The organism is Clostridium sp. AF27-5AA, from assembly GCF_003478415.1.
Lineage (GTDB): Bacteria > Bacillota > Clostridia > Lachnospirales > Lachnospiraceae > Otoolea > Otoolea fessa.
On record NZ_QUFH01000011.1, the window covers coordinates 2,501 to 28,249 of the forward strand.

Here is a 25,749-nt window from a genome sequence, read left to right on the forward strand (position 1 = left end):
TTGATTCCGTTCTTCCTTTTATCCGACAGACCGCTGGTCCCCGCACAATTATTATTCCCATCTTAAATATATATGGAACCGGTGCCAGGGTGCAGAAAGAATTACCGGATTGTACCGTTCTGGATGGATGCATCTATGTTTCTGCATCCTTAGAACATCCCGGTGTTCTGGTTCAGCACGGTCCTATCTTAAGGGTTGTCTTCGGTTCCAGGAATCCTTCCTATATTTCTCCGATTTTATCAGCCATTCAATCAGATCTTTGCGAAAGCGGTATCGATGGAGTTTTATCCACCCATATCCAAAGGGATGCTTTGGAGAAATTTTCCTATGTCTCCCCTATCGGAGCTGCCGGAGTCTACCTTCATGCCGTAGCCGGAGATTTTCAAAAGGAAGGAGCTGCCCGTGAATTATTTAAATCCATGATTCGTGAGATCAGTACCCTGGCTGCTGCCATGGGATATCCCTTTGAAAAAGACTATGTAAAAATAAATCTGGAAATTCTTTCTAACTTATCTGCCGATGCCACTACTTCCATGCAGCGTGACATAATGGAAGGAAAACCATCGGAACTGGACGGACTTGTCATGGAGCCCCTCCGACTTGCAAAAAAATATTCTGTCTCTATGCCCTGTTATGAGGAGGTAGCAAACGCATTATGTCCATTGGAATTTTAGTTGGTAAAATTGCGGCATTATTTATCGTCATGTTTTTAGGCTTTGTTTTGGTAAAGACTGGCATTTGCCGCTCAGATGACAGCCGCATTCTCTCACGCCTGTCTGTCTATATCGTAGTCCCCTGTTCGATTTTATCTGCTTTTCAGGTCAGCTGCAGCCCTTCCATCCTAAATGGGCTTCTTTTGGCGGTGGCTGCTGCTGTATTGATCCATCTCATCCTGATTGTTCTTTTTTACTTTATAGGACCTCTTCTTCATCTTAACGGAGTTGAAAAAGCCTCTATCATCTACTCTAATGCAGGAAATCTTGTTATACCACTTGTTTCCTCTATTCTAGGACCAGACTGGGTTATTTATTCCAGCGCCTACGTCTCTGTACAGCTTTTTCTTCTCTGGAGTCATGGAAAAATGATGATCTGTGAAGAAAAGAAGCCTGATTTTAAAAAAATCATAACAAATACAAATATGATTGCCATTTTATTCGGTATTTTTCTATTCTTGGCACAGATTTCACTTCCCGGTCCAGTGGACAGCGCTGTCCGCTCCCTGGGAAGCATGATTGGTCCTTTGGCCATGCTGATCTCAGGAATGCTGATTGCCGGAACCACGCCCCAGGAAATTCTGACTTTTCCCCATATTGGACTTGTCACGATTCTGCGGCTCATCGGTGTACCGCTTTTGACAATTTTACTTCTTAAATTCAGCGACCTTGCTTCTTTTGCTGAGAATGGTTCACAAATTCTGCTTGTCACCCTGTTAGCCACAATCACCCCATCCGCCTCCACAATCACGCAGATGGCTCAGGTATATGGAAAAGATGCCCGCTATGCTGGTGCCATTAACGTAATTACCACTCTATTCTGTATGATAACCATGCCAATCATGGTTTATCTCTATCAATTATAACTTTATTCGTAGCTGTTCACAGTTACCTTTATTCTTCACGACAAAGAGGTTATTTGCCAAACAGCAAATAACCTCTCTTCATAAAACTCTAACATGCATCTGCATTCTTGCTGCGGGATGGGAGTTATCTCACATCTGATATCTTATTGTCCTATCTCTGATATTCCTTTACTGCGGTCTCGTAAAGATTGTTTCCTTCGGAATCAATTACCACGATCATAGGCATATTTTCTACCGTCAATTTTCGGATCGCCTCTGTTCCCAGATCATCGTATGCAATCACTTCCGATTCCTTAATGCACTTTGAAAGAATTGCTCCGGCTCCGCCCACTGCCGCAAAATAAACGGCACCATTGCGAACGATGGCATCGATGACTGCCTGGCTTCTCTTTCCTTTTCCGATCATGGCTCCCATGCCGAGATCCAGAAGTCTCGGAGTATATTTATCCATACGGCTGGCTGTGGTTGGACCTGCAGAACCAATCGGACGGCCCTCTCTGGCCGGTGACGGTCCCATATAATAAATTACATTATCTTTCAGATCAAGTGGAAGTTCTCTTCCTTCATCCAGCGTCTCTATCATGCGCTTATGAGCTGCATCACGTGCCGTATAGATGGTTCCGCTTATATATACATAATCACCTGCATGCAGGCTTTTTAATGTCTCCCTGTCAATTGGAGCTGTGATTGTTCTATCCATATTTTCCTCCAAATCTATCTTATGTACTCTCGGTATCTTTTTGTGCAGGAAAAACTCCGAGAGTACATTCTTTATACTATCAAATGATGTTTGGGTCACAAGAGATTTTTCCCCTTTTGATACCGGATTGCTATGTGCTTCGCACTTCCGCAATCCTAAAAATATTCATCAAATCACTCTGTGCGCATGACGATTTACATGACAGCAGATATTGATGCCTACCGGCAGCCCTGCAATATGGGTCGGGTAGGTTTCAATATTGACAGCCAGGGCGGTTGTCCGTCCGCCTAATCCGCCAGGACCGATCCCAAGGTTATTGATCTTTTCAAGCATTTCTTTTTCCAGATCACGCACATACTCAACCGGTGATTCCTCTTCCAGATTTCTGGTCAGCGCGTGCTTCGCCATCTCTGCACACTTTTCAAAGGTTCCACCGATTCCAACGCCTACTACCATCGGAGGACAGGCATTCGGTCCCGCATCCCGCACCGCTGTCAGAATAGTATCCTTGACTCCTTCAATTCCATCTGCCGGTTTCAGCATGAACACACGGCTCATATTTTCACTTCCAAATCCCTTCGGAGCCACCGTGATCTCTACCTGCTCACCCTCTACGATCTCATAATGAATGATAGCCGGTGTATTATCCTTCGTATTCTCACGGTAAATCGGATCCTTAACCACGGATTTACGGAGATATCCGTCTACATATCCCTGGCGCACGCCCTCATTGATAGCATCAGTCAGAGAACCGCCGATCAGATGTACATCCTGTCCTACCTTGATAAACACAACTGCCATTCCGGTATCCTGGCAGATCGGAATCATCTCCTCACCAGCGATACATAAGTTTTCTTCCAGCTGGCCTAAAATCTGACGTCCCAATGGAGATTCTTCACTCGCTGCCGCCTCATCAAACACCTTTTTCATATCCGGTGACAGAAAATGGTTGGCCTCAATGCACATTTCTTTGATATTCTGTGTAATGGTTTCAACATTGATTCTTCTCATTTGAAAACTACCCTTCTTCCATGAAATTTTTATCTGCCCCTGCTGACAGAACCGCATCTCTTAATCATTAATGACTCTTATATCATCATAATAGAAATTAAATAATCTTGCAATCATTTCTGAATAGATGTAATAAAAATACCCCCTGAATAGATTTTGATCTCATGCGCAGTGATTCTGATAGGAATATGCCAGCTTTGCTGACCAGAATCACGCGCCAAGTCTCACGGACGTTCTACTTATCTATTCAGGAGGTATTATATTGTTACAGTTCAGCCATGACATCTTCTTGTTTCCATATTCATTCAAACCAGCGCATGGCTAAACTGTAACATCATATTATCTTGAAATTTCTCTTGTTACGTGTTTTAACCACTCTTTTTCTTCGTCATTCATATACGGAGAAATGGTTTCGTATACGTCTTTATGGTATGTATTTAAGCGCTCGATATCCGCGTCATCCATGAAACGTGTATCCAGTGCCTCTAAGTCAATCGGCGCCTTGGTCAGGAATTCGAACTTCAGGAACTGTCCGTACTCATTTTTCTCATCCTCGACACATAAGATCAGGTTCTCTGTTCTGGTTCCGAAATCGCCAGCAAAGTACAGACCCGGCTCATCGGAGCAGATCATGCCCGGCTCAATCACAGCACTGTCCTGACGCTCCGGAACAACCTTCCAGCGCAGTCCGTTCGGTCTCTCATGTACGTTAGAAAGATATCCAACACCATGTCCGGTACCATGTGCAAAATCAAGACCACGTTTCCAGAATGCTTCACGGATGGTGTAGTCTAAGTTGATTCCCCGGCAGCCGTGAAGGAACTTCATGGTTGATACCTTCAGCATAGCGGCTGCTACGATTGTGTAGTACTCTTTTTCCTTCTCGGTCAGAGGTCCTAATGCATAGGTTCTTGTGATATCAGTAGTTCCCTCTAAATACTGTCCGCCGGAATCTACCAGCAGAAGACCTTCCGGTTTTAATTTCTTGCATACCTCATCGCTTGGATGATAATGGCACATTGCTGCATTTTCCTTGTAAGCGGCAATGGTTACGAAACTTGGCTCGATATAGTTGCCCTGCTCTGCTCGCAGTTCTTCAATTTTATGAGCCGCTGTCATCTCTGTCATATCGCAGGTTCCGATGGTATGCTTCAGCCAGTACATAAACTTGGTAACAGCAATGCCATCTTTTAAATGGGCCCTACGCATATTTTCGATCTCGGTCGCATTCTTAACAGCCTTCATGGTCGCACAAGGATTCATCTCGTCTATAATACGGCAGGAAGCATCAATGCTCTCGCATACAGCAAAGCTTGCTTTCTTGCGTTCCAGAAGAATCTTCTCATTCTTCAGGGCTGCCACATCCTGTAAGAATTCCGCATACTCTTTTACCTGAACCTTTGCCTCAGCTAAAGCCGCACAAACCTCTTTTCCCATCTTAGTATCTTCTTTGATAGCTTCTTTCTGTACGTATAAATAGGCTTCATCCTGTGTAATAAGTGCATAGGACAGAAATACCGGGTTATTTACAATATCGTTTCCACGAAGGTTGAATAACCATGCGATTTCATCCAGAGCCGTCATCAGATGAATCTGTGCTTTATTTTTCTTCATGGCATCACGAAGATCTGAAAGTTTCTCTACGGTACTCTTTCCGGCATATTTTACATCCAGGCTCCAGATAGGCTCGCAGGACATAGCCGGACGGGAAGTCCAGATCTCACCTACCAGATCCTTACTGCAGTTGATTGTTACATTTTTTTCCTGCAGTAAGTTCTGAAGACCATACCCCAGCTCAGAGTTTACAACACGGCCGTCAAATCCAAGGCATCCATCAACCGGAAGCTCCTCCTCTAAAAATTCGTCCAGAGTCGGGAATTCAGGTTCACCCATGCGGTATAATTTGATCTCACTGCCTGAAAGCTGCTCTTCTGCCTGTACAAAGTATCTTCCGTCTGTCCAGAGTCCGGCTTTGTCCATAGTGATAACAGCCGTTCCAGCTGTTCCGTTGAAACCGGTCAGGAAGTGACGGCATTTAAAGAATTCGCCTACATACTCAGATTCATGAAAATCCGCAGTCGGAACCAGGTATGCATCGATTCCCAGTTCTTTCATGCGATCTCTTAATTGTCCAATTTTTATATTTGTCTGGTTCATTATTTCCTCCTTCATACGATTTTTTTGAAAAAATATGTACTCCTGGAATGTCTATGCATTCCGCATAAAACATTCCCAGAGTACATCTTATTCTAGTTATTTAAATTATCGTAACAATTCAGCCCCATTAGCCAAGAAACATTCCAACACCCGGTCCTAACGGAAAGTTAAGTACGATCCATAATACTAACAGGATACTCCATCCAATCAGGAAGCAGATACTGTACGGAAGCATGGTGGAAACCAGAGTTCCGATACCAGCCTCTTTATCATATTTCTTCATGAATACGATAATCATTGCGAAATAGGACATCATCGGAGTGATAACGTTTGTACAGGAGTCACCGATACGGTAAGCAACCTGAGCGAACTCCGGTGTGTAACCTAACAGCATGAACATCGGTACGAATACCGGCGCGATCAGAGCCCATTTTGCAGATGCAGAACCCATGAACAGGTTGATGAATGCTGCAAAAAGAACGAATAAGATCATGGTCGGGATAGTTCCGATACCGGAGTTTCTAAAGAACTCAGCTCCCTTTAATGCAAGGATCGTTCCTAATTTGGTATAACCAAAGAAGTTAATAAACTGTGCTGCCACAAAGGTCAGAGCGATGTAGGAGCTCATGGTTCCCATGGCACGTCCCATTGCGTTGCAGACATCCTTCTCTCCGTGATATACACCAGTCATATGACCATATACAACAGACGGTACGAAGAAAAGTACAGTGATAATTGGGATGATGCCCTCCATGAACGGGGAGTTTCCTAACAGTGTTCCGTCCTCAGCTCTCATAACAGAGTTAGCCGGGAGACAGAAAGCTACCAGAACCAGAATCATAACCAGTAAGGTTAAACCAGCTACTTTCAGAGCTTTTCTTTCCTGGTCGTTTAATTTATACTCAGAGCTTGTTTCATTCTCTTCCCCATTGCCGTGATACTCACCAAAACGCGGTGCAACGACTTTCTCAGTGATGATAGTACCTAAGATTGTGATCAGGAAGGTAGACACCATCATGAAGTACCAGTTTCCGGTCGGCTCAACTACATAAGTCGGGTCTACCATCTTTACAGCCTCGTTGGTAATACCGCAAAGAAGCGGATCCAGAGTACCGATTAATAAGTTTGCAGAGAAACCACCGGATACACCTGCAAATGCTGCAGCCATACCAACTACCGGATGACGATTGTATGCCATGAACATCAGTGCTGCAATCGGAATCAGAACGATGTATCCAACTGCATCGGCCAGGTTGGACATAACGCCTAAGAATACGATCATCGGAGTGATTAACTTAGCCGGAGTAACCTCTACAGCAGACTTTAATGCGCCTCCGATTAAACCACTGTCCTCCAGAAGTCCGATACCAAACATAGCTACCAGGACAACTCCCAAAGGAGCGAATCCTGTAAAGTTAGTGATTGCATGTGTCAGCATGTATACAAGCCCCTCACCATTCAAAAGGCTGACAGCCTGAACCGTCTGAGTCTCTACGACTCCCTTAGAACGGTTAACCAGTTCACCTGTTGCCGAAACTCCAGCCATCTCACAGACAGCAGAAAGAACGATAACAAAGAGAACTAAAATTGCAAAAATAGAAATCGGATGCGGAAGTTTATTTCCGACTTTCTCAATTCCGTTCAGCCAGCGGTTTAATAACGAAGGCTTATCTTTTGCTTGTTCGTTTGCTTTTCCCATTTTTTCCTCCATTCCCAACTTATACGTATAAGTTAATTTTATGTTGTTAGAATATCACAAAAGGATCGGCATTTCAATTATTTTTTTAGTAATATTAAATTATTGTGTATTTTAGTGAATTTCTATAGACATTTTTAGAGAAATTTAATAAACTGTAAAAGTGTTATAAGGAGTCTACAAAATTATGAAAAAAAATGTTACTGCAAAAGACATCGCAAAACTCTGCGGAGTCTCTCAGGCGACTGTATCTTATGTGATCAATAATCGCCAGAATCAGAAGATCAGTGAGGAAACCAGACGCAAGGTTTTAGAGGCTGTTGAAACACTTCACTACTATCCCAATGCCTCTGCCAAAAGCATGCGGACCAAAAACTGCACATCCATCGGAATTGTATGTGCAAAAGATTACAGCCGCCAGGCTTTCTTAAATGCTTTTACCGGAATCAGCCAGTACCTGTCCCAGATCGACTATACCATCACGATTTTCAATGAAATGGATGATATAGATTCTTCTCCGGATTATGTCAAAAGCTATTATTCCAACGTGATCGATGGACTCATTTTTATTTCCAACGATGATCACGCTGCTTTTACAAAACCGGCCGATGAAAATCATATTCCTTATGTGGTTATCTGTATGGACGGGGTTTTCTCAAAAAAAACACCGTTCCCCCATGCATTTGAATATGCCCTGCAGGAATGTGCCTCCTTCTGTCTGGAAAAGGGAATCCGCGAAGTGCGGTATTTTTCCATCAGCAATGACGGTCTTTTAGTTAATAATAAATATCCGCTTTTTGAATCCCTGCTTCGCCGGACGGCACCGAACTGCCATCTGGAGCACGTGATCTGCCCTATCAAGGATCGTGATCTGATTCATTTGCAGCAATTTTTAGCTAAATACATGGAAAACCGCAGTTTTGATCTTGCCATTTCTCAAAACTACGACATTGGACTGCTGCTGCAGCGTGAAATATTAAAAACAGGCTTTTCCATCCCTCAGAGAATTCGCCATATCTTCCTGAACGAGGTGAATTTCTATGAAATGGACTATCCTTCTATCAGCGGCATTGATATTCCCTACGATCAAATGGGCGAGTATGCTGCCAAACTTCTTCTTGCTATGATCGAAAACCGTGAATCTGAATTTACCTACCAGGAATTCAGGTGCCGACTCATTCAGAGAGAAACGACGCTGTGACGCTGTTAAAATACTGCGCCTTATAAAGATCAAAAAGAGAACACCCGCTAATTCCAGTTTATGAATTGCCGGATGTTCTCTTTTTTATGATTTTCTTTTCAAAGATCAAGGATATCTGATCTTTTTTACTTTTTATTCGTTACAGTTCAGCCATGACATCTTCCGTATTCTCAGATTCGGTTTCTTCTCTGTCCTGTTCCTCCAGAAATTCGTCTTCTTCATCCTCATCCTTGTCGCTCTCCCGCACCTTGGCGATGCTTGCAACTGCTATGCCGGATTCAGCATCAATACTCATCAGCTTCACACCGGAGGTATTGCGTCCGATAATCGAGATGTCGCTGACTGCCATCTTGATGATGATGCCTTCATTGGTAATCAGCATGATCTTGCGCTCATTATCTACCAGCTTTGCACCCACCAAATCACCGGTTTTGTCGATGATCTTATAGCAGCGCACGCCCTTGCCGCCTCGGTTCTGGGCTGTAAATTCATCAATCGGAGTGCGTTTTCCATAACCATTTTCCGATACCACCAGCAGGCATTCTCCCTGGCTGGCCATCTGCATACCGATGACTTCATCGCCTTCATCAAACTTCATGCCGATAACCCCCATGGAAACACGGCCTGTTACGCGGACATCGGTCTCATGGAATCGGATACACATACCTTTCTTTGTGATCAGGAAAATATCTTCGGTATTATCGGTAGCCTTAACTTCGATCAATTCATCGTCATCACGAAGTACAATCGCCTGAAGACCGTTCTTGCGGACATTGCTGTATTCCTTCATCGGAGTCTTCTTAACCATACCATTGCGGGTTGCCATGAAGAGATATTTCTCATCATCGATCTCCTTCATAGGAACGATGGATGTGATCTTCTCGCCTGGCATCAGCGGAAGCAGATTCACGATGGCAGTACCTCTGGCAGTGCGTCCTGCCTCCGGAATCTCGTATCCCTTCAGACGGTATACGCGTCCCTTGTTGGTAAAGAACATCACATAATGATGGGTTGTGGTCATCAGCAGATCTTCGATATAATCTTCCTCAATAGTCTGCATGCCCTTGATTCCCTTGCCTCCGCGGTTCTGGCTCTTGAAATTATCGCTGGACATTCTCTTAATATAGCCAAAATTGGTCATGGTCACAACGATATCGTCATCCGGGATCAAATCCTCCGCAGACATATCGTATTCATCATATCCGATGGCGGTACGGCGGTCATCTCCGTATTTATCAGCGATGAGGGAGATCTCCTCCTTGATAACACACAGAAGTTTCTTCTCATCTGCCAGAATCGCTTTCAACTCTGCAATCTTTGCCTCCAGCTCTTTATATTCATTTTCCAGTTTCTCGCGTTCCAGACCGGTCAGAGCACGCAGACGCATATCTACGATGGCCTGTGCCTGTGCATCCGAAAGATCAAAACGCTCCATTAACTGAGCTTTCGCCGCCTGAACATTGGCAGAACCGCGGATGATCTTAATAACCTCATCGATATGATCCAGTGCCTTTAAAAGACCTTCCAAAATATGGGCTCTCTCTTCTGCCTTGTTCAGATCATATTTGGTTCTTCTGGTTACCACATCCTCCTGGTGCTTTAAGTAATATTCCAGGATCTGCTGCAGATTTAAGATACGCGGCTCATTATTAACCAGCGCCAGCATAATCACACCAAAGGTGTCCTGCAGCTGTGTATGCTTCAGCAGACGGTTCATGATGACATTGGCATTCACATCACGGCGCAGTTCAATGCAGATCCGAAGTCCCTCACGGTTGGATTCATCACGCAGATCCGTGATTCCATCAAGCTTTTTATCCTTTACAAGCTCTGCGATCTTTTCGATCAAACGAGCCTTATTCACTGCATAAGGAAGCTCTGTCACGATGATACGGCTCTTGCCATTTGCCATGGCCTCGATATTGTATACAGCCCGTACACGGATCTTGCCGCGTCCGGTTCTGTACGCTTCTTCGATGCCTGCTTTTCCAAGGATGGTTGCTCCTGTCGGGAAATCAGGTCCCTTTACGATCTCCATCAGTTCTTCGATGGTAGTCGGGCGGTCTTCCTCCACCCGGTTGTCTATGATCTTGACAACGGCAGCAATCACCTCACGCAGGTTGTGAGGCGGAATATTCGTTGCCATACCAACGGCGATACCGGTGCCGCCATTTACCAGAATATTTGGAAAACGAGCCGGAAGAACCGTCGGTTCTTTCTCAGTCTCATCAAAGTTCGGCATGAAATCAACGGTATTCTTGCCAATATCCGCCAGCATCTCCATGGAAATACGACTCAGTCTTGCCTCGGTGTATCGCATCGCTGCGGCGCCGTCGCCGTCCATGGAACCGAAGTTTCCATGTCCATCTACAAGCGGGTAACGGGTAGCCCATTTCTGAGCCATATTAACCAATGCGCCGTAAATGGAGCTGTCGCCGTGCGGATGATATTTACCCATTGTATCACCGACGATACGGGCGGATTTACGGTGCGGCTTATCCGGACCGTTATTCAGCTCAACCATCGAATAAAGCACTCGTCTCTGCACCGGTTTCAAGCCGTCGCGCACGTCCGGGAGTGCCCGGGCGGCGATAACGCTCATCGCATAATCGATGTAAGACGTTTCCATTGTCTTTTTCAGATCAATGTCATGAATTTTGTCAAATATATTTGGTTCCATCTATACTCCTTTCGTCCTCAAAAGGATTTAAGTGACTTAAATTTAATTAAATATCCAGATTCTTTACGTACTTCGCATTTGCCTCGATAAACTCACGGCGCGGCTCAACCTGATCACCCATCAGGGTAGCAAATGTCAGATCAACCTCCGAAGCAGTCTCACTGTCGATCTGGACACGGAGAAGAATTCGGCGCTCCGGATCCATGGTAGTCTCCCAAAGCTGTTCCGCATCCATCTCGCCCAGACCTTTATAACGCTGGATCTTATTGTTGTTGTCACGCCCAATCTCAGTCAGAATCGAATTCAGCTCATCATCGCTGTATGCATACCAGACACGCTTATTCTTCTCGATCTTATAAAGCGGCGGCTGTGCCAGATATACATGTCCTTCCCGGATCAAATCCGGCATAAAACGATACAGGAACGTCAGAAGCAGGGTACTGATATGAGCACCGTCCACATCGGCATCGGTCATGATAATGATCTTGTTGTAACGAAGTTTTGAAATATCAAAATCTTCATGAATACCGGTACCAAATGCCGTGATCATCGCACGGATCTCCGCATTGCCGTAAATTCGATCCAGTCTTGCTTTTTCTACGTTTAAGATCTTGCCTCGAAGAGGCAGAATAGCCTGATTGGATTTATTTCTAGCCTCTTTCGCAGAACCACCCGCGGAATCTCCCTCTACGATGTAGATCTCGCAGTTTTCCGGATTCTTGTCGGAACAATCGGCTAATTTTCCTGGAAGCGCCATGCCGTCAAGCGCTGATTTACGTCTCGTCATCTCGCGCGCCTTGCGGGCTGCGTCGCGGGCTCTCTTGGCAAGAATTGATTTCTCACAGATGATCTTGGCAACCGTTGGATTCTGCTCCAGGAAATATGTCAGCTGCTCGCTCACGATCGCATCAACCGCCGCGCGGGCCTCGCTGTTGCCGAGTTTCTGCTTCGTCTGTCCCTCAAACTGCGGCTCCTCGATCTTAACGCTGATGATCGCTGTAAGGCCCTCGCGGATATCCTCACCGCTGAGTGCCGGCTCATTTTCCTTCAGAAGCTTATTTTTCTTCGCATAGTCATTAAAAGTCTTCGTCAGAGCACTCTTGAAACCAGCCAGATGCGTACCGCCCTCCGGGGTATTGATATTGTTGACGAATGTGTAGATATTTTCCGTGTAGGAATCGTTATGCTGCATCGCCACCTCGACAAATACCTTGTCCTTGATGCCCTCGCAGTAGATAACCGGTTCATAGAGCTTCTCATTGCTCCGGTTCAAGTAGGTGACAAATTCCTTGATACCGCCCTCATAGTGAAAGGTCTTCTCATGCTTCACTTCTCTGTCATCCCGCAGGGTGATCTTTAAGTTTTTCGTCAGGAATGCCGTCTCACGCAGGCGTACTTTTAACGTATCATAGTCGTAGACCGTTTCCTCGAAAATCTCCTTATCCGGCAGGAATACGACCCGTGTGCCGTGCTTATCCGGAGCACACTTACCGACTACTTTCAGCGGATACATCGTTTTGCCCCGCTCATAGCGCTGTTTATATACCTTTCCATCCCGGCAGATCTCAACCTCCAGCCACTCGGAAAGAGCGTTTACAACCGATGCGCCTACGCCGTGCAGACCGCCGGATACCTTGTATCCGCCGCCGCCGAACTTGCCGCCCGCATGCAGGATCGTAAATACGACCTCAACCGCCGGAAGTCCGGCTTTTTTCTGAGTATCAACCGGGATACCACGACCGTCATCCTGTACCGTGATGGAATTGTCCGCATTGATCTGCACCTCGATGTGACTGCAGAATCCGGCTAACGCCTCATCCACGGAGTTGTCAACTATCTCATACACCAGGTGATGGAGGCCTCTTACAGATGTGCTGCCTATATACATACCAGGACGCTTTCTGACCGCCTCCAATCCCTCCAATATCTGTATTTGATCTGCACTGTATTCTGAACCCATAGTTCCTCCTTCACTTGCTGTTTTATGTCTGACTAGTTGTCTTGTTTGGACGTTCACAGGTGACCGTCCCGCTCACGACCCGAAAGGTCTTATCTATCTGGAAGCTGTGGCTGATAAAATCATCCAAGCCCGTACAGGTAATGATCGTCTGTATGTGGCGGATGCTGGCGAGCAGATGATCCTGCCGTTTCCCATCTAACTCCGACAAAACATCGTCGAGAAGCAGAATCGGATACTCCTTTTTGATCTTTTTAACCAGCTCAATCTCCGCCAGTTTGAGCGATAATGCCGCCGTCCTCTGCTGTCCCTGTGAACCGAAGCGCCGGATGTCAATCCCGTTGACATAGAAACTTAAGTCATCCCGGTGCGGTCCGACCAGCGTCGTCTTCTGCTTCCGGTCCGCCTCGCGGCTCTTTTTGACTGCCGCTTCCAACTGATCTGCCTCCGTGTTCGGCTCATACTGGATGACGAGTTCTTCCTTTCCACCCGACAATTTCTGATGGATCGGACGGATCAATTCGTTTAATTCACCGATAAATTCCCGCCGGTACTGGCTCACCTCCCGCCCGTAGGAAGCAAGCTGCATATCCCATATATCCAGCATCTCCTCGTACTCGGGATGGAAAAACAGCTCCTTTAAGAGCTTATTTCTCTGTATCACTACCCGGTTGTACTGCACCAGCGAATGAACATAGAGCCGGTTTAACTGGCATAATTCCAGATCAATAAAACGGCGCCGATCCGCCGGCCCGTTCTTAATGAGATTCAGATCTTCCGGCGAAAAAAACACCACGTTAACGATGCCGAAAAGCTCGCTCGCCCGCCGGATCGGAATCCCGTTGACCGCCACGCCCTTCGTCTTATTTTTCTTTAGGTGCATGTCGATCCGGTATGGCACATCGTCCTTGCGAAGCTGCATCTTGATGTGGGACTCGTCCTCTCCGAATTCGATGATCTCCCTGTCCTTGCTGCCGCGGTGGGACTTGGTCGTCGCACACACGTAGACCGCTTCGAGGATATTGGTTTTACCCTGCGCGTTGTCTCCGTAGAGAACATTCGTCCCCGGATCAAAATCCATATGTAATTCCCCGTAATTGCGATAATTTTTGAGTTCGATCGATTCGATAAACATGAAACCATCCTTTATTTGGTGATTGTTACGGTCTCTCCGTCATACTCGACTTTGTCCCCGTCGTAAAGCTTCTTGCCGCGCTGCATCTCCACCGCGCCATTGACCTTCACAAGCCCGTCCTGAATCGCAAATTTGGCGTCCACGCCGGACTCTACCAGACCAGCTGCCTTGAGCGCCTGACCCAGTTTTATAAATTCATCTCTCAGTTTTATCTCCATCTTATTTCAGATCCTTTCTGTTACTGTCTGCACCTGCCATGTCTAAAAATGGCAGGTTAGATCGCTGCCGCATTGAAATTGACCGGCAGGATCAGATAGATGTAAGTCTCCTCCTCGTCCCGGATAAAGCACGGGGATTTCGGATTCATCATGTACAGAGTCACTTCCTCATCATCGATGATTCGTAACGCATCACCCAAAAACTTCGGGTTGAAGCCGATCATCAGGTCTTTTCCAAACTTGGTAATCGCCAGACGTGCATCCATCGTACCGAAGGCGGAATGCATCTTTAATTCCATTTCTTCATCGGTAAAGTTTAAGATCAAAGGTTTCTTATCATTTTCACGGACGAGAATGCTCGCACGGTCGATCGCATCCATGAAATCACGGCGGTTCAAGGTAACTTTCGTCTCATAATCGGAGGAAAGCATCTGATTGATCCGGAAATACTCGCCCTCAATCAGGCGGGATAACACGATCGTGTCGTCAAATTCAAACATGATGTGGTTGGTGCTGAAGAAAATCTGTACCTCAGAGTCGTTGTCACCGTTTAAGATCTTGCTGATCTCACCTAAAGTCTTGCCAGGAACGATGACTTTTATATCATCGTACTGTTCTTTTAATGCAACTTTGCGGATCGACATGCGGTGTCCGTCGAGGGAAACGAGCTTAAGTTCATTGCCGGTGACCTCCATCAGCTCACCGGTCATCATCTTGTTGCTGTCGTTCGGCGAGATCGAGAAGATCGTCTGGCGGATGATCTCTTTTAAGGTAAACTGGGAAAGTGTGATGAATTTATCCCGCTCAATGTGGGGAATATAGGAAAATTCATCGCCGTCCTTGCCCTGAATCTGGAAAATAGCCTTGTCACAGGTGATCGTCGTGTTGTATTTTTCATCCGATTCGATCGTGATCGTAGAATTTTCGCCGGAGAGCTTGCGGATAATATCGGAAAAAAGCTTGGCATCAAGAGCGATTTTTCCACGTTCCAGGATCGTTCCTTCGACCTTCGTCTCAATTCCCAGCTCCATATCGTTGCCGGTCAGTTTGATCTCATCCGAAACAGCATCGATCAGGATGCATTCGAGAATCGGCATGGTGGTTTTGGAAGGAACGGCCTTCAGAACAATGTTGATGCCGTTCATTAAATGATCTTTTTCAAATGAAAGCTTCATGTTTGTTGATAACTCCTTTGCTAAAAATAACGTGGAACGGAAAGAAAAGATATATATAAATTCCGTCGCAATCGTAGTAGGGGCTGTGAATATGTGGAATTCTCCGGACAGCCCCGAAAATACAGGGGTTCAGACTCCTTTTGAATGGTTAAAAAGGCTGTGTAAAACTGTCCGGAACCGGCTGGATAACTTTTGAATTATCCACAGCCCTGAAATGGAGCAAAATGTGGGAAAAGTTATCCACAGGTTTTCAACCACTTTTCCACGCGAAATTGTGGAAGAAACCTACTGTGGGCTGATCTTTTTCATTAAGATTTCCACTGTATTGCGAAGCGATTCGTTTTTCTCCATATCGGCAGCGATCTTGTCGTGACCGTGGATGATCGTCGTGTGATCCCGACCGCCTAAATATTTGCCGATATTCTGCAGGGAAGTTCCGAGCATCGAACGGCAGATATACATCACGATCTGGCGCGGGAATACGATCTCCTTGTTGCGCTTCTGGGAGGAAATGTCAAGCGGAGTGATACCGAAATGATCAGCAACGACCTGGATGATCAGCTCTGGGGTCACTTCTTTCTCCGCGTTCGGGGAAATGAGATCCTTGAGCGCTTCCTCCGCCAGCTCCGTCGTGATCTCCTTGTTATTTAACTTGGAAAGGGCGACGATCTTGGTGAGGGCGCCCTCGAGTTCGCGGATGTTGGACTTGACGTTGGTGGCGATGTACTTGATCACTTCATTATCTATATTGTAGCCCTCGAGTTCCTCTTTTTTGCGGAGGATCGCCATACGGGTTTCATAATCCGGCGACTGGATATCGACGGTCAAGCCCCATTCGAAACGGGAACGAAGCCGTTCTTCCAGCGTCTCGATCTCTTTCGGCGGTTTATCTGAGGAGATAATGATCTGTTTTTTCGCTTCATAGAGTGCGTTGAAGGTATGGAAAAATTCTTCCTGTGTCGATTCCTTACCGATAATAAACTGGATATCATCGATGAGGAGGACGTCGTTGTTTCTGTATTTTTCACGGAACTCCGTGGTGGAAATATTGTTTTTGTTCCGGATCGCATCGATCAGTTCGTTCGTAAACTTCTCACTTGTAACGTAGAGAACCTTCGCTTTTGGATTGTTTTTTAAGATAAAATGTCCGATCGAGTGCATAAGATGCGTTTTTCCCAGACCTACACCCCCGTAAATGAAGAGAGGGTTGTAGATCTCACCCGGAGATTCTGCCACGGCGAGGGAAGCGGCGTGCGCTAAGTTATTGTTCGCGCCGACGACGAAGGTGTCGAATGTGTAGCGCGGATTTAAGTTCGCATCCTGGATGAGCTGGCGGCTGACCTCGGACGGGCGGTTGATCAGATGGCTTTTGTCCGTCTCTTTTTGCGGCTCATCGACCTGTTCGATGGTGACAAAATCGACCTCACACTCGATTCCGGTTAGTTCTTCGATGGTAATCTGGATCAAAAGTCCGTATTTTTTTTTGATATAGCCGAGAAACTGCACATCCGGAACCAGGATCTGAAGGGTGCCGTCTTTCATGGAATAAGGCTGCGTCGGAAGCAGCCATGTTTTGAAAGAAACGTCCGTCAGTTCGTGTTCTTCTTTAATATGGAGGAGAATTTCATCCCATTTTTCCTTAATTTTCTCTATCATACTGTGTCTCCTAAACGTAAAAAGCAGCCAAAACTGCAAAATAACCCAATCTAAGTTCTATTCTACATGATTTGTCCACATTTTTCAATAAAAACCCGTAATGTGAATAAGTGAAATTCAGTTATCCACGTGGAAAAAACGCCGAAAAATAAGGCTTTTTGGTGAATGGGTGTGAACAATCAGAAGCTTATCCAGATCGTATTCCACGGCTTTTCCACAAGTTATCCCCAAAATGTGGATAAGTGGAGGATAAGCTGTGAATAGGTGGCGGGAATGCTGATAAAATAAAGATTTTTTTATCCACAAAATGGAAACGTCCCGGTGTGTATACTGTATACAATAAGGTGCCTCGACAGCAATCGACGATCGATCTGTGGGGACGCAGGATCGAAATGGTGGAAAAACCACAGAAATTCCTTGTTCTATGGGGATTAAAAAGATCAAAATAGTGGTTGACGAATGCGGAATTCTTCTATATAATGGAGAAGATGTTTAATTACAATAGTCTAACTATGTTGAGAAGAATGCGGATTTCGGCGTGAGCCGGAGGAAGCGTGGATTTCTCTTACTATATTATGGATGAGGAGGTGTATGCAGACATGAAGATGACATTTCAGCCGAAGAAAAGACAGAGAGCAAAAGTTCATGGATTCCGTGCGAGAATGAGCAGCGCAGGTGGAAGAAAAGTTCTGGCTGCCAGAAGAGCAAAAGGTAGAGCAAAATTATCTGCTTAATGAACGAGGCCGCAATCGAGTTATAGATTGTGGCCTTTCTTAATATTCATAGAAAAAGTTCTAAGAATATTAAGAAAAGCTCTGCGATGCACACTCGGTGCAGGGGAATTGGTGATTTTAATGAAGCGTTTTAATTCAATTAAGAAGAACAGCGAATTTCAAAAGGTTTACAAGACAGGGAAATCCTATGCCAATAAGCTTCTGGTTATGTACGTGAAGCGGGTGGATGACGGGAAGGAGCCTCGGATCGGTATCTCCGTCAGCAAAAAGGTTGGAAACAGCGTGGTCCGCCATCACGTGACAAGGTTGGTACGGGAGAGCTATCGGTTAAATAAGGACAGAGTCAGACTCGGATTAGACATCGTAGTCGTTGCCAGACCGGCAGCGAAAGAAGCAGACTTCAAAAAAATTGAGAGTGCATACCTGCACTTATGCGGACTGCATAACATTCTGGAGAATCGAAGTGAGAATATTGATTAAGAAGATCTTGATAAAGATGATTCGGGGATATCAGCTCTATATTTCCCCTATGACAGGACCTCACTGCAAGTACACGCCGACGTGCTCGGAGTACGCCATCCAGGCACTTAAAAAGTACGGCGCTGTAAAAGGTATGATTTTGGCATGTAAGCGGATTCTTCGCTGTAATCCATTTGCAGAAGGCGGTTATGATCCAGTTCCGTAAAGGATGAGGAGGTAGTTCATTGGACGTTAGCGTTTTAGTTGCGACAAAGGCAGGTTCGATCATGGGACCGATCGCCAGTGTGTTTGGTTATATCATGGACTTTTTATTCCGGATTACCAGCAGCATGGGGATCATGAATATCGGTCTGTGTATCATCCTGTTTACCATTATCACAAAGTTACTGTTATTTCCTCTGACGATCAAACAGCAGGAATCGTCAAAACTTATGTCGCTTATGAACCCTGAAATCAAGGCGGTTCAGAATAAGTATAAGGGAAAAACCGATCAGGCATCGATGGCTAAACAACAGGTCGAGATGCAGGCAGTCTATGAGAAATATGGCTCGAATCCGATGGCAGGATGTCTGCCGATGGCGATTCAGCTTCCGATTATCTTCGCTTTGTACCGGGTTATCTACAACATTCCGGCATACGTACCGTCAGTACGTGTCTTTTTTGACAACGTAGCGAACCCGCTGATGGGGCAGCCGGATTACATCAACAAGATTTCCGAGCTGGCAAGCGGTGTCGGCATGGCGGTGGACAAGGTAGACTACACCGTGGCAAACAAAGTCGTAGATATGTTATATAAGTTGACACCGGCTGGATGGGATACGCTGGAAAGTTTATTCCCGCAGATCTCTTCGACGATCGCAGAAAATGCGAGCAAGATTGAGCAGATGAACTATTTCTTCGGCATCAATCTGGCAACTCCGCCGTTTACCGGTTTTAACCACATCACGATCGCATGGATCATCCCGATCCTCGCAGGTCTGACCCAGTGGATCTCCACCAAGCTGATTTCCAATTTACAGCAGGTGGATCAGGACGCGCCGGGCGCGAGCATGATGAACAGCATGATGATCACGATGCCGCTGATGTCCGTATTCTTCTGTTTCTCCCTGCCGTCCGCGATCGGTATCTACTGGGTCGTTCAGGGTGCATTCCAGCTCGTTCAGCAGCTGATCGTAAATGCACATATGAACAAGATCGATGTCGATGATCTGATCCGCCGCAACGTGGAGAAGATGAACAAGAAGAGAGCGAGAAAAGGTCTGCCGCCGGCCAATGTCAGCGAGAAGGCAAGCGTGAATTTAAAGGCGCTGCAGGCACGCGAGGATGCGGAAAGCAAGGCGAAAGAGGACAAGATCTCCCGCAATAAAAAGCAGATGGAGGCGTCTGAAGCATTTTACAATTCCGATCCGAAGCCGGGCAGTCTGGCTTCCAAGGCAAAGATGGTGCAGAAGTACAACGATAAGCACGCGAAAAAATAGAAGGAGGGCGCAGGATGGATATGATTACGGTTACCGCTAAGACAGTCGATGAGGCAGTAACAAAGGCACTGATTGAACTGGAAACCACCAGTGATAAATTAGAGTACGAAGTGGTCGAAAAAGGAAGCGCCGGATTTCTGGGGATCGGCGCGAAACCGGCGATCATCCGTGCTAAGAAAAAAGAGACGCTCGAGGATCGTGCGATCGACTTTTTAAGCCAGGTATTTGATGCGATGAACTTAGATGTGAAGATCGCAGCGGCTTTCAATGAGGAAGAGTGCGAGATGAACATTGACCTCTCCGGCGAGGATATGGGTATTTTGATCGGTAAGAGAGGTCAGACCCTGGATTCGCTCCAGTATCTGGTCAGCCTGGTTGTCAACAAGAAGAGCGAGAATTACGTCCGCGTGAAGCTCGATACCGAGAATTACCGCGAGAGACGGAAAGAGACGCTTGAGACACTGGCAAAGAACATTGCTTACAAGGTAAAGAGAACGAAACGTTCCGTATCTTTGGAGCCGATGAACCCGTATGAGAGACGGATCATTCATGCAGCGCTGCAGAATGACAAGTATGTCACTACCCGCAGCGAGGGAGAGGATCCGTTCCGGCATGTGATTATTTCGCTGAAGCGCGAGGGCAGACGCGAGAGAAGTGACGGGTATGGGAGATATGAGAAGTAAATAAGTGTGACGAAGAAGGTCTGGAGGTATCTAGACCTTCTTTTTTGTGGGGAATCGAGCGCGAGAGGTTTATCGTGAAAACATGAAAAAAAGAAATAAATATTAGACTAGATTTGTAAATAAAGATGGGAAAATGCTTCCATATGGTATAGAATAAGAAGATAAAAAGCAAGGAAGGATTTATATATATGGTATATACAGATACAATCGCCGCGATCGCGACGGCGCTTTCGAGTTCGGGGATTGGGATTATCCGGATTAGCGGTTCGGACGCTGTTGCGGTGGCGGAGAGGATGTTTGAACCGGCGGTGGCGGGGAAGAGGCTTTCAGAGCAGAAAACGTATACGATTCATTATGGATATATTCGGGATGGAGAGGAACGGATCGATGAAGTGCTGCTTCTTTTGATGCGCGGTCCGCACAGTTATACGGCGGAGGACACGGTAGAGATTGACTGTCACGGAGGCGTGCTGGTGATGAAGCGGATTCTGGAGTTGGCGGTAAAATGTGGGGCGCGGCTGGCGGAACCAGGCGAATTTACGAAGCGGGCATTTTTAAATGGCAGAATTGATCTTTCGCAGGCGGAAGCCGTGATCGATGTGATCCAGTCGAAAAATGAGTATGCGCTGCAGTCTTCGGTCAGCCAGTTGAGCGGTTCAATGTCGCGGAAAGTGCGGGAACTCCGCGAAAAACTAATCTATGAGATTGCCTTTATTGAGTCCGCACTTGATGATCCGGAGCATATTTCTCTGGAAGGATACCCGGAGCGCCTTCGGGAGACGCTGCAGCCGATTGAGATGGAACTGGAGGCGTCGATCGGGACGTTTGACAACGGGCGTATCATGACGGAGGGGATCAAAACCGTGATCTTAGGTAAGCCGAATGCAGGAAAATCGTCCCTGATGAATGTACTGCTGGGAGAGGAGCGCGCGATTGTGACAGAGATCGCCGGTACGACACGCGATACGCTGGAGGAAAATATCCGTCTGCGCGGGCTTAGCTTAAATTTGATCGATACGGCGGGCATCCGGGAAACGGAGGATATCGTTGAAAAGATTGGCGTGGAACGGGCGAGAAAGATTGCGGATGAGGCAGATTTGATCTTGTATGTGGTCGATGGATCAAGGGAGCTGGATGAAAATGACCGTCAGATCCTCGATTTGATCCGGGGACGGAAGGCGATCGTCCTCTTAAATAAGACAGATCTGGAACCGGTTCTCACAGAAGAAGTGCTTCGCGAAGCGTGCGGGCAGGAAGTGATCCCGGTATCGGCGAAGGAACAGCAGGGAATTGATCGATTGGAGGAAAAAATTCAGACGATGTTCTTGCAGGGAAACCTGAATTTCAACGATCAGGTCATGCTGACAAACGTCCGTCACAAGACGGCGATGGAGCAGGCGCTGAAAAGCCTGCGTCTGGTCGAGACAAGCATCGACAATGCGATGCCGGAGGATTTTTTCTCGATTGATCTGATGGATGCCTATGAACATCTTGGAACGATCCTTGGGGAATCACTGGAAGAGGATCTGGTAAATGAAATTTTCAGCCATTTTTGTATGGGGAAATAGATCAATTTTTTTGCAAGGTTTCTTTCCTTGTGGTATGATAGGGTGGATCTGAAAACAAGAAAGAATATAAGGCGTTTGATCGAATTGAAATGTGCAGCTGCAGTAAAATCGGCTGCGAAACATACGGCGCATGAGCCGCAGCGTTTATCTCAGTCGAGAAGACTCCCACCTCTTCAGGTGGTGAGTAATAGCAAATTTGTCTCGGTGGAAGCCTTGTCTCCGACTGAGATAAACGCTCCGCGAGGATGCGCAGTGATTCTGTAAAGAATATGTCAGCTTACGCTGACCAGAATCACGCGCCAAGTCTCACGGACGTTCGACTTGAATAGAACGCAGAGATAGAGAGGAAAGAGGAAACATGCCCTGTTTAACAGAAAATTATGATGTAGCGGTCGTCGGGGCGGGACACGCCGGCTGTGAGGCGGCGCTGGCAAGCGCGAGACTGGGACTCGAGACGATCGTGTTTACCGTCAGCGTGGACAGCATCGCCCTGATGCCGTGCAACCCGAATGTCGGCGGAAGCTCGAAGGGCCACTTGGTGCGCGAGCTGGATGCGCTCGGCGGCGAGATGGGAAAAAATATAGATAAAACCTTTATACAGTCCAAGATGCTCAACCAGTCTAAGGGACCGGCGGTGCATTCGCTCCGCGCGCAGGCGGACAAGCAGGAATACACCCGCCAGATGCGCCGTACCATGGAAAATACCGATCACCTGACGATCCGTCAGGGAGAGGTGGCAGAGCTGATCGTGGAAGAAGGTCAGATCAAAGGACTGAAAACGTACTCCGGCGCGACGTATTACTGCAAGGCGGTGGTGCTGGCAACGGGAACGTACCTGAAAGCGAGATGTATCTATGGTGATGTGAGCAATCCGACCGGACCGAATGGTCTGCAGGCGGCAAACCATCTGACAGATTCCCTGAAAAAGCTGGGAATCGAGATGTTCCGTTTCAAGACGGGCACACCGGCGCGTGTTGATAAGCGCAGCATCGATTTTTCTAAGATGGAAGAGCAGTTCGGCGATGAGAGGGTTGTGCCATTTTCTTTTTCCACCGATCCGGAGTCGGTGCAGAAGGAGCAGGTGTCCTGCTGGCTGACCTATACCAATGAGAAAACACATGAGATCATCCGCAACAACCTGGATCGATCGCCCCTCTTTTCGGGCGCGATCGAGGGAACAGGTCCGCGTTACTGTCCATCGATCGAGGATAAGGTGGTAAAATTTCCAGATAAGAACCGTCATCAGGTTTTTGTCGAGCCGGAGGGAATTTATACGAATGAAATGTATCTGGGCGGTATGTCCAGTTCCCTGCCGGAGGATGTGCAGTACGCGATGTACCGTACCGTGCCGGGACTCGAAAATGTAAAAATTGTTCGAAATGCATATGCAATTGAGTACGATTGTATCAATGCACGCCAGTTAAAGGCATCGCTGGAATTTAAGGCGATCCGGGGATTGTTCAGCGGCGGTCAGTTTAACGGAAGCTCCGGTTATGAGGAAGCGGCGGTACAGGGCTTTATGGCGGGTGTCAATGCGGCGCGCGAAGTGCTGGGAAAAGAACCGATCATCCTCGACCGTTCCCAGGCGTATATCGGTGTCTTGATCGACGATCTGGTTACCAAAGAAAACCATGAACCGTACCGGATGATGACGTCGCGTGCGGAATACCGCCTGCTTTTGCGTCAGGACAACGCGGATCTGCGTCTTTCCCCGATCGGGCATGAGATTGGACTGGTCAGTGATGCGATGTATGAGCGTGTCCTCTGGAAAGAAAAAATGATCGAGGAAGAGGCAAAGCGTCTGGAGAAGATCAACATTGGCGCTGGAAAAGAAGTGCAGGAATTTTTAGAGCGCCACGGAAGCACCCCGCTCAAGACCGCGGCAACGCTGGCAGAGCTGGTACGCCGTCCGGAGTTAAGCTATGAAGCACTGGCAGAGCTGGATCCGAACCGTCCGGAACTTCCGGAAGATGTGATCGAGCAGATCAACATCAACATCAAGTATGACGGCTATATCCGCCGCCAGCTGCAGCAGGTTGCACAGTTCAAGAAGATGGAGAGCCGGAAGCTGGATGAAAACTTCGACTATTCCACGGTCGGAAGCCTGCGCCGTGAGGCAGTACAGAAATTAAATCTCTATAAACCGGCAAATATCGGTCAGGCATCCCGAATCGCGGGCGTGTCACCGGCGGATATTTCGGTGCTGCTGGTACACTTAGAGCAGAGCCGCCATGCGGGACATGGGGAAGAGAAGAAAGAACTGTAAATATAGAAACGAGCGGATTCAGAGACTGCATGGAAACAGGTAAACGCATTGCAGCAACTCAAAATGTAAGATAGATAAGAACCTGAGAAAAAATAGAACATATCATAAAGGATATATTTATGGCAGAAGAAAATAAAGTAGAAAGCGGTGTGGTTCTGCCTCCGGCAGACTTTACCGAGCAGCTTCAGAAAGAAGCGCAGGAGATGGGCGTCACGTTAAATGAACACCAGATCAAGCAGTTCTACGATTACTATGAACTGTTGATTCATTGGAATACGATGGTGAATCTGACAGCGATCACGGAACAGAAGGAAGTTGTGACCAAACATTTTTCGGATAGTCTGGCACTTGTGAAAGCGGTGCCGGATCTGGCAGAGAAAGAGTATACGTTGATCGATGTTGGAACGGGAGCTGGATTTCCGGGTATCCCGTTAAAGATTGCATTTCCAAATTTAAAGGTCACGCTTCTCGATTCCTTAAATAAGCGGATCAACTTTCTGAACGAGGTAATTCAGGCATTGGAACTGGAAAAAATTCAGGCGGTTCACGGACGGGCGGAGGATGCGGCACATGATAATGTTTCACGTGAAACATTTGATTTCTGCGTTTCACGCGCGGTGGCAAATCTGTCCACGCTGTCGGAATACTGCCTGCCATTTGTCAAGGTGGGAGGCTGGTTTGTACCGTACAAATCAGGCAAACTGGAGGAAGAGATGAAGACGGGAAAAGGTGCGATCCGCAAGCTGGGCGGCGAGCTGGAGGATGTGATTTCCTTCCACCTTGCCAATGAGGATGAGCGTAACCTGGTCCGGATTCATAAGACAGAGAGGACGGGAAAGAAGTATCCGAGAAAAGCGGGAACGCCGTCGCGGGAGCCGCTGAAATAAAGCAATCAAAAGGTAGATAGAGAAAGACTGTATATGGAACACGTAGGGTATGCAGTCTTTCTTTTTCATATAGGCGGGGTTTAAACAAAAATATATGACTGAATATTTGTCCTGGAAGATTGTGTTCCAGAAGCCGTATCAGGCATATGACAGAGGAAATCTGGAGAAGCAGGTAGAGGCGATGGCAGAGCTGAAGATAATAGGGAAAATTTATAAAATTTGAGTTTTCGTTACAGAATATAGTTTTTGTGCGAAAGCCGAGGAGATCGAGTGGGAATAATGTAGAATAAAGAGGAGCATTCCGGGGGTTTTGTTTGTATATAGATAGTGCGGCGGGACCTGGATGAAACATTAGGACCGTTCCTATCAAGAAGAAACAAACAAGGCGTACGGAAGGATGACGCTGTGAATATGAAAGATACTGGAAAAATGGTATCTGCATCATGGCATGAGTATGAAAAAGCAATTTTTATGGAGATGTGGGAAAG

Annotated in this window: 22 protein-coding genes (1 of these 22 running past the window's edge); 12 read left to right on the forward strand and 10 right to left on the reverse strand. The window is 46.7% G+C overall.

All coding sequences use genetic code 11. The annotated features are described in order from the left end of the window. Both DWY89_RS11000 and DWY89_RS11005 read left to right on the forward strand, forming a co-directional pair. A protein-coding gene (locus tag DWY89_RS11000; RefSeq protein WP_117796764.1) for a 2-dehydropantoate 2-reductase crosses the window boundary here: on the forward strand, positions 1–674 show its 3' portion. 259 nt of this gene lie to the left of the window's left edge; only the last 674 of its 933 coding nucleotides appear in the window; its start codon lies off the left edge, out of view; its stop codon occupies positions 672–674. After that, positions 656–1,579: an AEC family transporter gene (locus tag DWY89_RS11005; RefSeq protein WP_117796765.1), complete on the forward strand. Its 924-nt coding sequence runs from the start codon at positions 656–658 to the stop codon at positions 1,577–1,579. The genes DWY89_RS11000 and DWY89_RS11005 overlap by 19 nt, the downstream gene beginning before the upstream one ends. Before the next feature lie 151 nt (positions 1,580–1,730). On the opposite strand, the gene DWY89_RS11010 is transcribed toward DWY89_RS11005, so the two are convergent. The 4 genes from DWY89_RS11010 to DWY89_RS11025 all read right to left on the reverse strand — a co-directional run bounded on the left by DWY89_RS11010 (position 1,731) and on the right by DWY89_RS11025 (position 7,146). Then, positions 1,731–2,315: a Fe-S-containing hydro-lyase gene (locus DWY89_RS11010; protein WP_333491446.1), complete on the reverse strand. Its 585-nt coding sequence runs from the start codon at positions 2,313–2,315 to the stop codon at positions 1,731–1,733. A 132-nt stretch (positions 2,316–2,447) separates the two neighbouring features. Next, positions 2,448–3,290, reverse strand: coding sequence for a fumarate hydratase (locus tag DWY89_RS11015; RefSeq protein WP_117796766.1), 843 nt, complete (start codon positions 3,288–3,290; stop codon positions 2,448–2,450). A gap of 339 nt (positions 3,291–3,629) precedes the next feature. Further along, positions 3,630–5,447 (reverse strand): aminopeptidase P family N-terminal domain-containing protein, encoded by a 1,818-nt coding sequence (locus tag DWY89_RS11020; protein WP_118524684.1) that lies wholly within the window; start codon positions 5,445–5,447, stop codon positions 3,630–3,632. A gap of 127 nt (positions 5,448–5,574) precedes the next feature. Then, entirely contained in the window at positions 5,575–7,146 is a 1,572-nt protein-coding gene (locus DWY89_RS11025) for an AbgT family transporter (RefSeq protein ID WP_118524031.1), read from the reverse strand. Positions 7,147–7,330: 184 nt separating this feature from the next. Here DWY89_RS11025 and DWY89_RS11030 point away from each other — a divergent pair, with 184 nt between their 5' ends. After that, positions 7,331–8,344, forward strand: a complete 1,014-nt coding sequence (locus DWY89_RS11030) for a LacI family DNA-binding transcriptional regulator (protein WP_118524030.1) — start codon at positions 7,331–7,333, stop codon at positions 8,342–8,344. A 139-nt stretch (positions 8,345–8,483) separates the two neighbouring features. Here DWY89_RS11030 and gyrA read toward each other — a convergent pair whose 3' ends face one another. From gyrA to dnaA, 6 genes are all read right to left on the reverse strand, one after another. After that, entirely contained in the window at positions 8,484–11,024 is a 2,541-nt protein-coding gene (gene gyrA / locus DWY89_RS11035) for a DNA gyrase subunit A (RefSeq protein ID WP_118524029.1), read from the reverse strand. Positions 11,025–11,070: 46 nt separating this feature from the next. Continuing rightward, complete coding sequence (gene gyrB, locus DWY89_RS11040; protein ID WP_118524028.1) at positions 11,071–12,984, reverse strand: DNA topoisomerase (ATP-hydrolyzing) subunit B; 1,914 nt, start codon at positions 12,982–12,984, stop codon at positions 11,071–11,073. 22 nt (positions 12,985–13,006) lie between these two features. Continuing rightward, the gene (gene recF / locus DWY89_RS11045; RefSeq protein WP_117796771.1) at positions 13,007–14,116 is read right to left on the reverse strand and encodes a DNA replication/repair protein RecF; all 1,110 of its coding nucleotides are present in this window, start codon (positions 14,114–14,116) and stop codon (positions 13,007–13,009) included. An 11-nt stretch (positions 14,117–14,127) separates the two neighbouring features. Then, the gene (locus DWY89_RS11050) at positions 14,128–14,334 is read right to left on the reverse strand and encodes an RNA-binding S4 domain-containing protein (protein WP_107000960.1); all 207 of its coding nucleotides are present in this window, start codon (positions 14,332–14,334) and stop codon (positions 14,128–14,130) included. Positions 14,335–14,390: 56 nt separating this feature from the next. Further along, on the reverse strand, positions 14,391–15,509 hold the full coding sequence (gene dnaN / locus DWY89_RS11055) for a DNA polymerase III subunit beta (protein ID WP_118524027.1): 1,119 nt from the start codon (positions 15,507–15,509) through the stop codon (positions 14,391–14,393). Positions 15,510–15,794: 285 nt separating this feature from the next. Further along, a complete protein-coding gene (dnaA, locus tag DWY89_RS11065) occupies positions 15,795–17,165 on the reverse strand; it encodes a chromosomal replication initiator protein DnaA (RefSeq protein WP_022358493.1) in 1,371 nt (456 codons plus the stop codon). Between the two features lie 599 nt (positions 17,166–17,764). On the opposite strand from dnaA, the gene rpmH reads away from it, so the two are divergent. The 9 genes from rpmH to DWY89_RS14740 all read left to right on the forward strand — a co-directional run bounded on the left by rpmH (position 17,765) and on the right by DWY89_RS14740 (position 25,484). Further along, a complete protein-coding gene (gene rpmH / locus DWY89_RS11070) occupies positions 17,765–17,899 on the forward strand; it encodes a 50S ribosomal protein L34 (RefSeq protein ID WP_087225913.1) in 135 nt (44 codons plus the stop codon). Positions 17,900–18,019: 120 nt separating this feature from the next. Continuing rightward, positions 18,020–18,379 (forward strand): ribonuclease P protein component, encoded by a 360-nt coding sequence (gene rnpA / locus DWY89_RS11075; RefSeq protein WP_107000958.1) that lies wholly within the window; start codon positions 18,020–18,022, stop codon positions 18,377–18,379. Continuing rightward, complete coding sequence (yidD, locus tag DWY89_RS11080; RefSeq protein ID WP_333489800.1) at positions 18,375–18,584, forward strand: membrane protein insertion efficiency factor YidD; 210 nt, start codon at positions 18,375–18,377, stop codon at positions 18,582–18,584. The genes rnpA and yidD overlap by 5 nt, the downstream gene beginning before the upstream one ends. A gap of 19 nt (positions 18,585–18,603) precedes the next feature. Beyond that, on the forward strand, positions 18,604–19,857 hold the full coding sequence (locus DWY89_RS11085; RefSeq protein WP_333491445.1) for a YidC/Oxa1 family membrane protein insertase: 1,254 nt from the start codon (positions 18,604–18,606) through the stop codon (positions 19,855–19,857). Positions 19,858–19,871: 14 nt separating this feature from the next. Continuing rightward, on the forward strand, positions 19,872–20,540 hold the full coding sequence (jag, locus tag DWY89_RS11090) for an RNA-binding cell elongation regulator Jag/EloR (protein WP_107000956.1): 669 nt from the start codon (positions 19,872–19,874) through the stop codon (positions 20,538–20,540). Positions 20,541–20,728: 188 nt separating this feature from the next. After that, positions 20,729–22,108, forward strand: coding sequence for a tRNA uridine-5-carboxymethylaminomethyl(34) synthesis GTPase MnmE (gene mnmE / locus DWY89_RS11095; RefSeq protein WP_118524685.1), 1,380 nt, complete (start codon positions 20,729–20,731; stop codon positions 22,106–22,108). A 358-nt stretch (positions 22,109–22,466) separates the two neighbouring features. Then, positions 22,467–24,374: a tRNA uridine-5-carboxymethylaminomethyl(34) synthesis enzyme MnmG gene (gene mnmG / locus DWY89_RS11100; protein ID WP_118493311.1), complete on the forward strand. Its 1,908-nt coding sequence runs from the start codon at positions 22,467–22,469 to the stop codon at positions 24,372–24,374. A gap of 119 nt (positions 24,375–24,493) precedes the next feature. Then, positions 24,494–25,261 (forward strand): 16S rRNA (guanine(527)-N(7))-methyltransferase RsmG, encoded by a 768-nt coding sequence (rsmG, locus tag DWY89_RS11105; RefSeq protein WP_118471741.1) that lies wholly within the window; start codon positions 24,494–24,496, stop codon positions 25,259–25,261. A 94-nt stretch (positions 25,262–25,355) separates the two neighbouring features. Further along, positions 25,356–25,484: a hypothetical protein gene (locus DWY89_RS14740; RefSeq protein WP_270224374.1), complete on the forward strand. Its 129-nt coding sequence runs from the start codon at positions 25,356–25,358 to the stop codon at positions 25,482–25,484. Positions 25,485–25,749 lie beyond the last annotated feature (265 nt).

Coding starts and splice junctions, on each gene's coding strand:
- gyrA (WP_118524029.1), bottom strand. CDS start 11,024: ATGGAACCAAATATATTTGACAAAATTCATGACATTGATCTGAAAAAG.
- DWY89_RS11050 (WP_107000960.1), bottom strand. CDS start 14,334: ATGGAGATAAAACTGAGAGATGAATTTATAAAACTGGGTCAGGCGCTC.
- dnaA (WP_022358493.1), bottom strand. CDS start 17,165: ATGATAGAGAAAATTAAGGAAAAATGGGATGAAATTCTCCTCCATATT.
- dnaN (WP_118524027.1), bottom strand. CDS start 15,509: ATGAAGCTTTCATTTGAAAAAGATCATTTAATGAACGGCATCAACATT.
- DWY89_RS11030 (WP_118524030.1), top strand. CDS start 7,331: ATGAAAAAAAATGTTACTGCAAAAGACATCGCAAAACTCTGCGGAGTC.
- recF (WP_117796771.1), bottom strand. CDS start 14,116: ATGTTTATCGAATCGATCGAACTCAAAAATTATCGCAATTACGGGGAA.
- mnmG (WP_118493311.1), top strand. CDS start 22,467: ATGCCCTGTTTAACAGAAAATTATGATGTAGCGGTCGTCGGGGCGGGA.
- DWY89_RS11015 (WP_117796766.1), bottom strand. CDS start 3,290: ATGAGAAGAATCAATGTTGAAACCATTACACAGAATATCAAAGAAATG.
- rpmH (WP_087225913.1), top strand. CDS start 17,765: ATGAAGATGACATTTCAGCCGAAGAAAAGACAGAGAGCAAAAGTTCAT.
- mnmE (WP_118524685.1), top strand. CDS start 20,729: ATGGTATATACAGATACAATCGCCGCGATCGCGACGGCGCTTTCGAGT.
- DWY89_RS11005 (WP_117796765.1), top strand. CDS start 656: ATGTCCATTGGAATTTTAGTTGGTAAAATTGCGGCATTATTTATCGTC.
- gyrB (WP_118524028.1), bottom strand. CDS start 12,984: ATGGGTTCAGAATACAGTGCAGATCAAATACAGATATTGGAGGGATTG.
- DWY89_RS11025 (WP_118524031.1), bottom strand. CDS start 7,146: ATGGGAAAAGCAAACGAACAAGCAAAAGATAAGCCTTCGTTATTAAAC.
- rsmG (WP_118471741.1), top strand. CDS start 24,494: ATGGCAGAAGAAAATAAAGTAGAAAGCGGTGTGGTTCTGCCTCCGGCA.
- DWY89_RS11020 (WP_118524684.1), bottom strand. CDS start 5,447: ATGAACCAGACAAATATAAAAATTGGACAATTAAGAGATCGCATGAAA.
- jag (WP_107000956.1), top strand. CDS start 19,872: ATGGATATGATTACGGTTACCGCTAAGACAGTCGATGAGGCAGTAACA.
- rnpA (WP_107000958.1), top strand. CDS start 18,020: ATGAAGCGTTTTAATTCAATTAAGAAGAACAGCGAATTTCAAAAGGTT.
- DWY89_RS14740 (WP_270224374.1), top strand. CDS start 25,356: ATGACTGAATATTTGTCCTGGAAGATTGTGTTCCAGAAGCCGTATCAG.